This is a genomic window from Gammaproteobacteria bacterium (genome assembly GCA_022450155.1).
Lineage (GTDB): Bacteria > Pseudomonadota > Gammaproteobacteria > Arenicellales > UBA868 > REDSEA-S09-B13.
Genome location: JAKUQR010000021.1, coordinates 1 through 11887 on the forward strand (window position 1 = coordinate 1; position 11887 = coordinate 11887).

At 56.5% G+C, this 11887-nt stretch carries 13 protein-coding genes; 11 read left to right on the forward strand and 2 right to left on the reverse strand.

Annotated features, from left to right (window positions below):
* Positions 1-139: 139 nt before the first annotated feature.
* Positions 140-1273, reverse strand: coding sequence for an aromatic ring-hydroxylating dioxygenase subunit alpha (locus MK323_11325; protein ID MCH2482744.1), 1134 nt, complete (start codon positions 1271-1273; stop codon positions 140-142).
* A gap of 200 nt (positions 1274-1473) precedes the next feature.
* Here MK323_11325 and MK323_11330 point away from each other — a divergent pair, with 200 nt between their 5' ends.
* From MK323_11330 to MK323_11370, 9 genes are all read left to right on the forward strand, one after another.
* The gene (locus tag MK323_11330) at positions 1474-2457 is read left to right on the forward strand and encodes a D-2-hydroxyacid dehydrogenase (protein ID MCH2482745.1); all 984 of its coding nucleotides are present in this window, start codon (positions 1474-1476) and stop codon (positions 2455-2457) included.
* A 174-nt stretch (positions 2458-2631) separates the two neighbouring features.
* Positions 2632-3261, forward strand: a complete 630-nt coding sequence (locus tag MK323_11335) for an urea carboxylase-associated family protein (GenBank protein ID MCH2482746.1) — start codon at positions 2632-2634, stop codon at positions 3259-3261.
* A gap of 30 nt (positions 3262-3291) precedes the next feature.
* The gene (locus MK323_11340) at positions 3292-3954 is read left to right on the forward strand and encodes an amino acid ABC transporter permease (GenBank protein MCH2482747.1); all 663 of its coding nucleotides are present in this window, start codon (positions 3292-3294) and stop codon (positions 3952-3954) included.
* A 3-nt stretch (positions 3955-3957) separates the two neighbouring features.
* The gene (locus MK323_11345) at positions 3958-4740 is read left to right on the forward strand and encodes an amino acid ABC transporter ATP-binding protein (GenBank protein ID MCH2482748.1); all 783 of its coding nucleotides are present in this window, start codon (positions 3958-3960) and stop codon (positions 4738-4740) included.
* Positions 4741-4842: 102 nt separating this feature from the next.
* A complete protein-coding gene (locus tag MK323_11350) occupies positions 4843-5658 on the forward strand; it encodes an ABC transporter substrate-binding protein (GenBank protein ID MCH2482749.1) in 816 nt (271 codons plus the stop codon).
* A 388-nt stretch (positions 5659-6046) separates the two neighbouring features.
* Positions 6047-6184, forward strand: coding sequence for a hypothetical protein (locus MK323_11355; GenBank protein ID MCH2482750.1), 138 nt, complete (start codon positions 6047-6049; stop codon positions 6182-6184).
* A 116-nt stretch (positions 6185-6300) separates the two neighbouring features.
* Entirely contained in the window at positions 6301-7272 is a 972-nt protein-coding gene (locus MK323_11360; GenBank protein ID MCH2482751.1) for a CoA transferase subunit A, read from the forward strand.
* Positions 7265-8035: a 3-oxoadipate--succinyl-CoA transferase subunit B gene (locus MK323_11365; GenBank protein ID MCH2482752.1), complete on the forward strand. Its 771-nt coding sequence runs from the start codon at positions 7265-7267 to the stop codon at positions 8033-8035. Before MK323_11360 ends, MK323_11365 begins: the two co-directional genes overlap by 8 nt.
* Positions 8036-8076: 41 nt before the next feature.
* Positions 8077-9024 (forward strand): TIGR03619 family F420-dependent LLM class oxidoreductase, encoded by a 948-nt coding sequence (locus tag MK323_11370; GenBank protein MCH2482753.1) that lies wholly within the window; start codon positions 8077-8079, stop codon positions 9022-9024.
* 189 nt (positions 9025-9213) lie between these two features.
* Here MK323_11370 and MK323_11375 read toward each other — a convergent pair whose 3' ends face one another.
* Positions 9214-9987 carry a 5-oxoprolinase subunit PxpA gene (locus tag MK323_11375; GenBank protein ID MCH2482754.1) on the reverse strand — a complete coding sequence of 258 codons (774 nt, stop codon included), beginning with the start codon at positions 9985-9987 and terminating at the stop codon, positions 9214-9216.
* A gap of 122 nt (positions 9988-10109) precedes the next feature.
* Here MK323_11375 and pxpB point away from each other — a divergent pair, with 122 nt between their 5' ends.
* Together pxpB and MK323_11385 are read left to right on the forward strand one after the other, a co-directional pair.
* Positions 10110-10838: a 5-oxoprolinase subunit PxpB gene (pxpB, locus tag MK323_11380; protein ID MCH2482755.1), complete on the forward strand. Its 729-nt coding sequence runs from the start codon at positions 10110-10112 to the stop codon at positions 10836-10838.
* Complete coding sequence (locus MK323_11385) at positions 10835-11884, forward strand: biotin-dependent carboxyltransferase family protein (protein MCH2482756.1); 1050 nt, start codon at positions 10835-10837, stop codon at positions 11882-11884. Before pxpB ends, MK323_11385 begins: the two co-directional genes overlap by 4 nt.
* Positions 11885-11887 lie beyond the last annotated feature (3 nt).

Genomic DNA, 11887 nt, shown 5'->3' on the forward strand with positions numbered 1-11887 from the left:
GGCTGGATTTGACCAGAGACCCCCGCTGTGTGAAGAATGCAGCGGGCGAAATCGTACTGCTGAATTTCCATACCAATCTCTATGATCGCAGATCACGACGGGGCTGAGGCTTGGCTCTTGGACTGTTACCCCACCCGGTTCAGGAAGATTTGATTGTCTGGTCCAGTACCCAGTTGGCGATGGCGTGAACGCATGGCTCGTAGTAAGACAATCGGCCGGGCCGACTGCTTCTCGAATTGAGCCCCTGTTGCTGGCGTTCGGATATCGCATTGTCTTCGGGAAGCGCCTTGTCCCAGCGAGCGTAGTATTTCAGCACCTCGCGCGCGAAGTCCTCGCGAGCGATGCTCGAGCGGGGAAAGCACGAGCCGATGACTACGGTCGTGCGGTCCGGTGCATGTGGAAGGAGTTGCAGCCACCACATGCAGTCCTGGTGGGTGGCAAAGAAGGTGCCTGGATAAATCACCGAAAAGTAGGTGCCCTTGGCTGCCAGGCCACTCAGTTTTTCAATATGGGGTAGGGTGGTGTTGTCTTCGGTCAGCACGGCGATCGTGTCCGCCGCCTCGAGGTGGATTGCGGCCCACTGGCCCTTGGTAGAAACGGGAACACAGTCCTGGTTGCCGATCGAGTCCTTGTGAACGGTGGCGGTGTGGTAGTCCTCCATAGCGTTCTCGATGTAGAGTTTCCAGTTGCACTTGAGGTCGTAGCTTCTACGCCGGACACAGAGCATGTCGGCAAACCGGTATGACGCGTACTGCTCGGTCATGTCGCCGAGGTGTTCCTCGAGTGGCATCACGTCGTTAGCAAAGGAAACAAACAGGAAGCCGGCCCAGGATTCTACCTGGAGCGGGATCAGCCCGTTCTCGGCCGGATCGAACCCAGCTGTCTGCTCCATGCCTTTCATCCGGAGTAAGGTGCCGTCGAGATCATAGACCCAGGAATGGTACGGACAGACGATGGTTCGGCAGCGGCCACGGCCTTCCAGCAGCCTTGCGCTGCGGTGCCGGCAGACGTTGGCAAAGGCGCGCACCACGTCGTCCTTGCCGCGGATGACAATCACAGACTCGCCACAGAAGTCGAGCGACATGTAATCACCCGAATCCGGAATCTCGTCGAGGCGGCCGGCGAAGTTCCACTGCTTTAGGAAAATCTGTTCAACCTCGCGCTGGTAGAAGGCCTCGCTGGTATAGCACCATGATGGCAGAGTTGAGGCCTCGATCAGAGGTCGGCGGACATCTTCGTAATGCGTGGAATCGAACAGGTTGGCTGGTAACACGGGATTAAATTGCGACTGAGATTGTCTGCCTGTCTGTCTGAGTTAACGAGACGCTCGATGACCCTGGGTTGCGGCTTAGGATGACCATGAGCTACCAATTCCCGAGAGATGTAAAGTCGAGTCGTTGCTGATAGATTTTACAGCAGTTTCCCAACTAGGTCATAAAACACAATTGATCTAGATCACTCAGGTTAAGGACCATGAAATTTCATCTCCATGTCGAAAACACGAGCGCGCTGGGCCCGGTATTCGAAGCATCGCCAGCGCGGGTGGCGGCGGCATTGGACCGAGTGCCGGGATTGGCAGAATCGCTTCGGGTAACCATTGGATACGATTATGACAACCTCGATAAGCACCTGGCCACGGCCGATGCTGTGTTCTGCTGGGATTTGCCTCGCGACAGGCTCGAGGAGCGGGCACCGCATCTGCGGTGGATTCACGTACACGGGGCCGGGATCAACCATTGGATGCCGCTCGAGGCTTTGCCGAGACGAATTACCCTCACCAATAGCCGCGGCGTCCATGGCGAGCGGGCCACCGAGTACGTAATGATGGCGGTACTGGCATTGAATAACCGGTTGCCGGAAATGGTTACTCACCAGCGCTCGGGAAGATGGCAACAGTGCTTCAGTACTGCCCTAGCCGGCAAGACGTTGCTCATTATTGGGGTCGGGCATATCGGCAGTGCGGTCGCGCGCTGGGCAAAGGGTGTCGGCCTCCATGTCATCGGTATCCGGCGCTCCGGTAAGCCGCGGCGATGGGTCGACGAAATGTACCAGACAGGCGAACTAGTGTTTGTTCTTCCACGTGCGAACTTTGTTCTCATCAGTGCGCCGCACACCCGCGAGACCGACCAACTGATCGGGGCCCGCGAACTGGACAAGATGAAATCTGGGGCGGGGCTCATTAATTACAGCCGGGCTGGCCTGGTCGATTACGAAGCACTCAGGGCCCGGCTCGACACTGGCCGGTTGAGCGCGGTGCTCGACGTGTTCTCGCCGGAGCCGTTGCCAACCGAGTCACCGCTGTGGCAGACAAAGAACCTGCTGATTACACCGCACTGCTCATCGGACGACCAGGCCTATTACACACCGCGAACGCTGGACCTTGTGTTCGACAATGTTCAACGCTTTATCGAGGGCAAACCACTGCGAAACTGCGTGAGCCGCCGGCTTCAATACTGATGGGTGTTTTCCAGCGGTGTCGAGTTGGGAGAAAAGCAATCACTATTGAATCTGAATTACTGATTGTTAATGGCTTCTTGGCAGTTGGAAGGTTATTCTGTAGTTTGTGACCAATCTGTTTCTGCACGCTGTTAATTCAAACTACTGGATAACAAACCTGCTACTGGAGGGAGTATGACTTTTACTAACCCGATCGAAGGCGGTACGGTACTTGAGGATACCGTCGTTCCCGAAGGCGAACCCTGGAGCGTCAGGCTGGCCGCAGGCGATGTGCTCCGCTTGGTTGACCTTGAAGGCCAGCAAGCGGTGGATTTCCTTTGCTACAGCACCGATGATCTAGCCGACAGGTACAACGCGGCAAACACGATCAAACTCAACGGGAACATCTACCTAGGCCAAGATTCAACGCTATGGTCAGTACGGGCGCGCAAATTGATGACCATAATAGAGGATACTTGCGGTTTCCATGACACGATATATGGTTGCTGTTCAGTAGAGGTCGACGACGTGCGGTTCGGGAAAAATAACGGCAAGGGCTGTCAGGGTAATTTCGAGACGGAACTCGCCAAGCACGGGTTGGACCGAAGAGACATCGTTGCCAATGTTAACTTTTTCATGCGCGTTCCGGTTGAAGAATCTGGTGTACTAAGCATCGTCCCAGGCCTCTCCAAACCTGGAGACTACCTCAGTTTACGCGCGGAACGGGATGTGTTGGCGGTTCTGTCAAATTGCCCGGAGTGCCTGAATAATGCGGCCGGTTTCAAACCGACTCCGATCCGCGTTATCGTCTATTCCACTAAATGACTGGGGTAACCCTAGCCACAGGAGGTCGCGATGTATGACTGGAACTTCAATGTCATCTGGGACTACCGGATGGTCTACATGCGAGGGGCCTTGATCACGCTGGAACTCAGTCTGTTGGCCTTGGTGTTCAGCATGTCTTTAGGCTTGTTTGTGGGCATCGCCAGGCATAGTAAACGCTATATTCTTTCGTTCCCTGCCTCCTGGTACGTGGAAATATTCCGGGATACCCCGCTTCTAATTCAGATCGTCTGGATCTACTATTGCCTTCCGATCCTCCTGGGTGTGACGTTGACGGCGTTCTGGGCTTCTACCGTAGCGCTGTCTTTGCACATGTCTGCCTACGTGGCGGAGATTTTTCGCGCAGGAATCGCGTCAGTCGACAAAGGGCACGTGGATGCCGCAAAAATCTTGGGATTGAATTACTTTCAGACCATGACCCGCATCATTTTGCCACAGGTCTTCCGCCGGATGCTTCCGCCTCTGGTCAATAATTTTGCCGACATCTTGAAGCTCTCGGCCCTAGCCTCGGTGATCGGTGTTTACGAGCTGCTCCACTCAGTCGACAATGTCATCATGAACAACTTCCGCCCGCTGGAGATGTATTCTGTCCTCGCGCTTGTGTACTTCGTCCTGATTTTTCCAGTGGCCTTCGGCGCAAGGCGCGCCGAACTCTATTTTGCTCGGAGAATTTGATCGATGACTCCGACAGTTCCGGCCATTCAATTGCAAGATGTTAAAAAGCGTTTCGGGTCTCTTGACGTTTTGTGCGGAATCAATCTTGAAGTGGACCCGGGAGGGGTAGTATGTGTAATAGGGCCTTCGGGTTCCGGGAAAAGCACTCTGCTGCGGTGCATCGCTTACCTGGAAGACGATTTTGAAGGGAAGATTTATCTGGAAGGCGACCTTCTAGGTCGAGCCTTACGCAACGGCCACCTAGAGCGGGTAGGAGGTGCTGCGCTACGGAAAGTACAGATAAAGGTGGGCATGGTGTTTCAGAACTTCAACCTTTGGCCCCACAAGACCGTCCTCGGGAACATTATCCAAGCTCTTATCCTGGTAAAGAAGATGACGAGGACCGAAGCCGAGGATATTGGTGATCAACTCTTAGCCAAGGTGGGTCTGAGCGACAAGCGTAAGGAATATCCCTCGCGTCTCTCGGGTGGACAACAACAGCGAGTTGCTATCGCCCGGGCCCTGGCCATGCGCCCCCGGATCATGCTTTTCGATGAGGTTACTTCCGCTCTCGACGCTGAGTTGGTGGACGAGGTTCTCCAGGTTATGAAGCAACTTGCCGAAGAGGGAATGACGATGTTGGTGGTGACCCACGAGCTTGGTTTCGCCGCCAGGGTGGCAGATCGGGTTGTCTTCATGGATGAAGGGGTGGTTATTGAGGAAGGGCCGTCAGAGAAAGTTCTGAAGAACCCTAGTCAATTAAGGACCCGGGAATTCCTCTCGTTGGTGACCCATGAAGAAATTTGATGTAATCTGCTCCGGCGTATTTTACGATCCAAGTTGGAAGGTCGATTTTCCAAGGAGTTTAAGCACGGGCACATGCCCATGATAACTAAGAGGAGTAACACTATGATTTGTAAAACAAAATGTATCTATCGTCTCCTGCCGTCTTTGTTTGCAGTTGTGGCAATGGTGTCATTGGTGATGGCACCGGCAGCGGCAAGGGATATGGCTGAAATCACCAAGGCAAAGCAGTTCAACATTGGGGTTGTTCCCTTCCCCCCTGATGTAATCAAGGATCCCATTACCGGCGAGTACAAGGGCATTTTTGTGGACGCTGCCCGATACATCTGCGAGACCATCGAAGTCGAGTGCGTATTCAAGGAGTTTGCCTGGGCTACGTTTATCGCCGGGCTGCAGTCAAGGCAGATTGATCTCTCTGTTGCCTCAACTTACTCGAAGATGAAGAGGGCTCTCGTCGTAAACTTCAGTCAGCCTATTTATTTCCTCGGGTACAGGGCCGTAGCGAAAAAGGGGGACACCCGGTTTAACAGTCCCGAAGACTTGAACAATCCCGGTATCACGATTGGGGTTACCCAGGGGACAGGTGAACATGACTGGGTACAAAAGGTGGCTCCCAAGGCCAAGTTAAGCGTTGTCAAGACAGAAGAGATGAATATGCTTCAGATTGTGACAGGCAAGGTTGACGTCGCTATTGGCGACTCAGTTGCGGCCCACCATGCACTAGTCAAACAGTCAGGTATCGAGGCGGTGCTCGGAGGGCGGATTTACAGCAGGAACATGGTTGCCTGGGCGATGCACAAAGAGGACACCGATATCTTGCGCTTCGTAAATACAGCGCTTAATCAGCTCATCGCCAGCGGTAAGTTGGAGGATCTCGCGAAGGCGTATGAGGCACCATGGATTAACGACTTAGCTTTCTGACAGTGGCTCAGGGTGCGGGGGTTCTGAATGACGGCTTGTGCTGTCGAACCCGCGCGCCCTGGCAAATTCATTGCTCAAAAGCACCGGTGATTCGATCTCGTTGATTCAGCGACAACTCATCTTTTCGGCCTAGGTGGTGCGTCGGCAACCTACCCCGATTGGCAACAAGGTTAATCGAGACCGCCAAAGTGTGATGATCGGGTTCTTAGCTGACTGGATGAACGCGGGTTTGAAGAGATGAAAACCAAAGTCGGAGCAAGAACCATCGGTTGTATTTGCTCACGCTGGATGGTCAGCCACTAGACGAAAGGGCCAAAATTAACAGTTCACCGGCAACTGTTTTGAGTCGGTCGCCGAAGGCGATGCGCTACAGCAACTGACATTGGCCGTGTTTGCAGACCGCCTGGGTGGAAACGAGCGAGTACTGGCGTTACCTGAAGGGTTTATGAAGCAGGTGACCACGGACCTTGACAATGTATGGGTCCCCACCAGCACCGGCATTGATGTCGCACTTGACAACAACTAGCGGTGTTGCCAGACAGGAGTGCAGACACACCCTGATAGGCAGATTACCATGCCGTTTCAATTGCAGCCGGTTGGGTGCAACAGAACGGGCTGGCAGGAAATTAACGAGGGAGTAGCATGACCGATCCACTTCAGGTTAAGCCGTACCTTGACCTTCGCGCGGAAACCCAGGCACGCGACCGGGGGCTCAAAGAAAAAGTCATGTCGCTCGAGGAAGCGGCCGCACTGGTGTGCGACGGTGATCACGTCGCAATCGGCGGTAGCACGATATCTCGCACTCCGATGGCAATGATCTGGGCGCTGATCCGGCAGGGCCGGCGTAAGCTCATCGCCTCGCGCAGCATCATGTCGCACGAGGGTGACCTGCTGCTGGCTTCTGGCGTCAGTTCGCACGTAGTCACGAGCTGGTTCAGCCAGGGTATCGTCTGGGGTGTATCGAAGGTCATGCGTCTTCACGTCGAATCTGGCAAAGCCCGCTTTGACGAGTGGTCACACATGTCGATGGGCTTGCGTTACCGGGCTGGCGCGATGGGTATTCCCTTCATGCCAACACGATCCATGATGGGATCGGGCGTGGGCGAGAGAACGAGGTCGGAAACACACGAGATGACCTGTCCGTTTAGCGGCGACCAACTCGTCTTGCTGCCGGCACTCAACCCAGACGTGGCCATCATCCACGTCCAACGAGCCGACGCGTACGGCAACGCACAGATCGACGGCCTCCAGTTCATGGACATAGATATCGCGATGGCGGCAACAAAGGTGATCCTTACCACCGAACGGCTGATCGACAACGCCCAGATTCGCCGTACCCCCGACCGAACCCGGATTCCGTTCTTCACCGTAGATGCGGTTGTCGAGGTGCCGTTTGGTTGCGCACCCCACGAGTGCTACGGCACCTACGAACCATTCTTCGATCAAATGGACGACTACGCGAAACAGGTCTCTGCAGACCCGGAACAGGGTGCTGCCAATTACCTAAAAGAGTACTTCTACGATACCGCGACCTGGCAGGACTACCTCGAGAAATTCGGCATAGCCGCGATGCTGGACGCGAGCCGGCGCGGGCGGAGCATTTATGATGACTGACAAGCCTGCCTGCACCGCATCGGAACTATTGGCTGTGATGAGTGCGAGACTCCTCAACGACGGCCAGATCGTGTTTGCCGGTGTCGGTATACCGCTGTTGGCCGTGACGCTCGCACAGAGACTGCACGCACCCAGCCTCACGATCATGTTCGAGGGTGGCGTGATTGGCCCGTTCATCGAGCCCGGTAAATTACCGCCCTCGACCAACGAGCAGCGCTGTACGCGCAAGGCCAACATGGTGCTGCCGATTACCGATGTCCTGCTGCTGCTGCAGCGGGGCTATATCGATATCGGTTTCATGGGCGGGGCCCAGATCGACCGCTACGGTAACCTCAACAGCTCGTTCATCGGTGATCCGGACAAACCGAAAATCCGTCTTCCCGGCACCGGCGGCGGCAACGACATCTCCAGCCTGGCCAACATGATCGTGGCTATGAAACACGAGAAACGCCGCTTCGTAGCGGAGGTCGACTTCGTGACCAGCCCTGGATTCCTGACCGGCGGCACTTCGCGGATCGATGCAGGCCTCGTTACCGGCGGCATGTTTCGGGTCGTGACTGATCTTGCCTTAATAGGGTTTGACAGCGAGAGCCGGCAGATGAGTGTGTTGGCACTGCACGAGGGAGTAACCCGCGAGCAGGTGCTGGATAACACCGGCTTTGACCTTGCGTTCGATGACACACTCGCCGTGACCGCCCCGCCTTCTTCGGACGAACTTGCAGTGTTACGGGAACTGGATCCGGAACAACTCTACACCGCCTGAACCGCAGCTACACTAACTGAATTCAACTGGAGGCTAAGAAGATGCCGTCGAACCAAGTTGCCTATGGCATGACACTGCGCAATTTCGTGGCCTACCCGGAACTGCCCAACCCTGCCGGCCTAATCGAACAAGGCGAGTGGATCGAGCAACTCGGCTTCGAATCGGTCTGGGTCTGGGACCACATCCTGCTTGGGGTCGAGCCCCACTTCCCGATCATCGACTCGCTCTCGCTCCTGACCGCGATCGCGGCAAGAACGCGCACAGTCAAACTCGGTACCGGTGTTCTTATTCTGCCACTCAGGAATCCGGTGATCCTTGCCAAGCAGCTCTCCAGCATGGACGTAATCTCAGGCGGGCGACTGCTGCTGGGTCTCGCCTCGGGCTGGTACAAGCGCGAATTCGATGCCGTTGGCGTTGACTTTCACCAGCGGGGCAAGATCATGGACCAAAACCTCGATATTCTCGAGCGCCTGTGGACCGAAGACAAGATAACCGCCGAGTACCCACCACACAAATTAAGAAGCGCAGCCATGTTCCCTAAACCACAGCAACAGCCCCGGCCACCGATCCTCATCGGCGGTTACGCCGACCGCGTACTCAAACGTGTCGCGACACGAAGCGATGGTTGGCTTACCTACTGCTACACCGCCACTTCCTATGCCGAAGACAAGGCACGAATTCTCCAGTTCGCCGAGGAAGCCGGCCGCGACCCGACAGCGCTGTCATTCACTAACCAGTTACCAATCGGAATCGGCCCACGGGAAAAAATGGAAGGACCGATGATGGAGTGGCTTAACACGGAGTGGGATTTCGCCTCCTGGAGCAAATCGACTGCAGACAGCGCGATTATCGGCACGGTGGACGAATGCGCCGAACAACTTCGCGCCCACTTCGAAAAGGGCCTCGATCGGCTGGTCTTCATGCCCTACCGGTACCAAGACGAGCAGGTGGAAGCGATAGCGAAGGAACTGATCCCGCTACTTGGTTGACACTGATCACCGCACTCTGTGCGCTAGACCAACTGGAAACCGTTAGCGCTCGCTGACAACAACCCCATCGCGAACGCCATTGCCGATCGACTGGGTGAACACATGGCCCCAGGCAACTGTCCTGGCCAGGGCCCAGGGATGCGCGCCTGACCCATCGCTATACCTACCAGCGAGGTCAGGCTGCCAGACTCAGATGAGCATCTCCGGCAGCGGCACCACGGCGATGCCCGCTGCCTCGAGCCCTTTCCGTACTTCGCGCGCGACGGCCACACCGGTCAACTCGTCACCGTGGACACACAACGTTTCCACCTGGACCGGAATCACCTTGCCATGGCGGGATACGACCTCGCCATCCCGAACCATGCGAACCGCCTGTTCGCACGCCACTACAGGATCCTTGATCACAGTGCCGGAAATCGATCGTGACGCAAGATTGCCATCGTCCTCGTACTGGCGGTCGGCGAATCCCTCGCGCGCCAGGCGCAGGCCGAGCTTTTCCGCTGCGGTGTGCATAGAGGAACCGGCCAGCGCGACGTAGATGATGCCGGGATCAGTGATCTGGATGGCACGGCCAATCGCCATTGCCAGTGTCTCGTCCTCAGCTGCCATGTTATTTAACGCGCCGTGGGGCTTAAGGTGGGTAACCGACAAGCCCTCGTAACGCACCATCGCCTGGAGGGCACCGATCTGATAGGCGATGAGGTATTCGAGGTCCTCGGCAGGCATCGTGATCCGCCGGCGGCCAAATCCCCAAAGATCATTGAACCCCGGGTGAACGCCAACGCTGGCACCAACCCGGGCAGCGTGGGCGACTAACCGGCGCATGGTCAAGGGGTCGCCGGCGTGAAACCCGCAGGCGATGCTGGCAGATTTGATAATCTCCATTAACTCGGCGTCATTGCCGATGTCGTATGCACCGAACCCTTCACCGATGTCGGCATTGAGATTGATCTTGTCAGCCATGCACAAACTCCCGGGTCAAGAAACTAGAATCACCAGAATGAAGGTCCCGCATACCCACCGGGCGACGCCATCCAGTTTACTATAGTACCTAACTGTCCCAGCCTAAGCCAACGACCAGATCGATGAATCCGCCGGCCAAATTTCTCCCTAACGGCGACACCGTCATGGTTGTTGAATTTGGCGAAGAAATTGATCTGGACATAAGCCGGAGGGTGACTGCGCTCTATGCTGGTGTGAACGCGCTCGAACTCGCTGGCATCACTGATTTGGTGCCGACCTTCCGTTCCCTCGCGATCCACTACGACCCCGAAATCGTCTCTTTCGCCGGACTCGAAAATACACTTGCCAAAATCCTGCCCGACCTTCCCATTGATGACTTCACCGGGCGTGACTGGTCAATACCGGCCTGCTATGACCTGGATCTGTCACCGGACCTTGAAGCGGTCGCTGAGGCATGTTCCTTGTCGATCGAGGAGGTCATCCAGCGCCACAGCAGTGACACCTACCATGTTTACATGGTCGGGTTCCTGCCGGGTTATCCCTACCTGGGGGATCTCACCGCGGAAATCGCTTTGCCCCGCAAGGCCACACCCAACCTGCGCATCCCTGCCCGTTCAATCGCTATTGCCGAGCGGATGACTGCGGTCTACCCGATCGAGTGCCCCGGCGGGTGGCACGTGATTGGCCGAACGCCGGTGAGGTTGTTCGACCAAACCGCTTCGCCCCCGGCCCTTCTGGCACAAGGCGACCGGGTTCGCTTTACACCGATCAGCCGTCGCGAGTACGACTGTCTTGCTGAAAAGGACGCCGGGGCTAACCACGTCCTGCCACACGGGAAATCGGCAACGTGATTCCCATCCTCCGCGTGCACAAGCCCGGCCTGCACACCACGGTCCAGGATCTGGGCCGCTACGGCCTGCAGTCTATGGGAGTGCCGGTCTCCGGTGCGCTTGACACGACCGCGCTTCGTATTGCAAACCACCTCGTTGGCAATGAACCGACGATTGCGGCCCTCGAAGTGCTTGGCGCGGGGCCCGTGCTGGAAGTCACCACAGAATCAGTGCGCATCGCCGTTGCGGGTGGCAAAGCGTTGATTGAACTTCTCTCGCCGTATCGCCGTCAGCTGCCCACGTTTGAGAGTTTCTGCCTGCACCGTGGTGATGTCTTTTGCATTGGGCCGGTCACCGACATGGCAATGACATACCTCTCGGTCGAGGGCGGCTTCGACCTGCCACCCGCTATGGGCAGTCTCTCGACCTACACCCGTGGGGGCTTCGGCGGCTTCAACGGTCGGCAGCTAGAAAGTGACGATGAACTTTCTCTGGTCCTGTCAGCAGCACCGGTTCGGGATGAATTACGCTTCGTCGAGCGTAGGCTGCCAGGCGACCTCCCCATCCGCATCATCCCGGGACCGCAGGATGACTTTTTCACTCCCGAGTCTTTGCACACTCTGGTCAGCTGTGACTACACGGTCTCATCCGCCGTTGATCGCATGGGCATGCGCCTGAAGGGTCCGCAGCTTGAGCATGCACGCGGCTTCAACATTACTTCTGACGGTACGGCACCCGGTTCGATCCAGGTGCCAGGTGACGGCCTGCCGATCGTGCTCCTGGCTGATAGACAGACCACCGGTGGTTACCCGAAGATAGGCTGTGTGATCTCAGCCGATCTGCCAACGGTAGCGCGCCTGCGTCCGGGGAACACAATCCGGTTTGCCCTAGCCACACTCGAACAGGCGGCCGAGGCGCGGCGCGAACGGGAAAGCTGGTTTGCCAGGTTCCGCTCACACATCAAGCGGTCGACCTTATCTGGTATCATCGATCCCATTACCCTTCACACGCAAAACCTGGTCAGCGGGGTAGTTGGGCCCGATGATGCTACCGAGCTTGGTAAATAGGAA

Coding starts and splice junctions, on each gene's coding strand:
- pxpB (MCH2482755.1), top strand. CDS start 10,110: ATGAATCCGCCGGCCAAATTTCTCCCTAACGGCGACACCGTCATGGTT.
- MK323_11330 (MCH2482745.1), top strand. CDS start 1,474: ATGAAATTTCATCTCCATGTCGAAAACACGAGCGCGCTGGGCCCGGTA.
- MK323_11350 (MCH2482749.1), top strand. CDS start 4,843: ATGATTTGTAAAACAAAATGTATCTATCGTCTCCTGCCGTCTTTGTTT.
- MK323_11340 (MCH2482747.1), top strand. CDS start 3,292: ATGTATGACTGGAACTTCAATGTCATCTGGGACTACCGGATGGTCTAC.
- MK323_11360 (MCH2482751.1), top strand. CDS start 6,301: ATGACCGATCCACTTCAGGTTAAGCCGTACCTTGACCTTCGCGCGGAA.
- MK323_11345 (MCH2482748.1), top strand. CDS start 3,958: ATGACTCCGACAGTTCCGGCCATTCAATTGCAAGATGTTAAAAAGCGT.
- MK323_11370 (MCH2482753.1), top strand. CDS start 8,077: ATGCCGTCGAACCAAGTTGCCTATGGCATGACACTGCGCAATTTCGTG.
- MK323_11375 (MCH2482754.1), bottom strand. CDS start 9,987: ATGGCTGACAAGATCAATCTCAATGCCGACATCGGTGAAGGGTTCGGT.
- MK323_11365 (MCH2482752.1), top strand. CDS start 7,265: ATGACTGACAAGCCTGCCTGCACCGCATCGGAACTATTGGCTGTGATG.
- MK323_11335 (MCH2482746.1), top strand. CDS start 2,632: ATGACTTTTACTAACCCGATCGAAGGCGGTACGGTACTTGAGGATACC.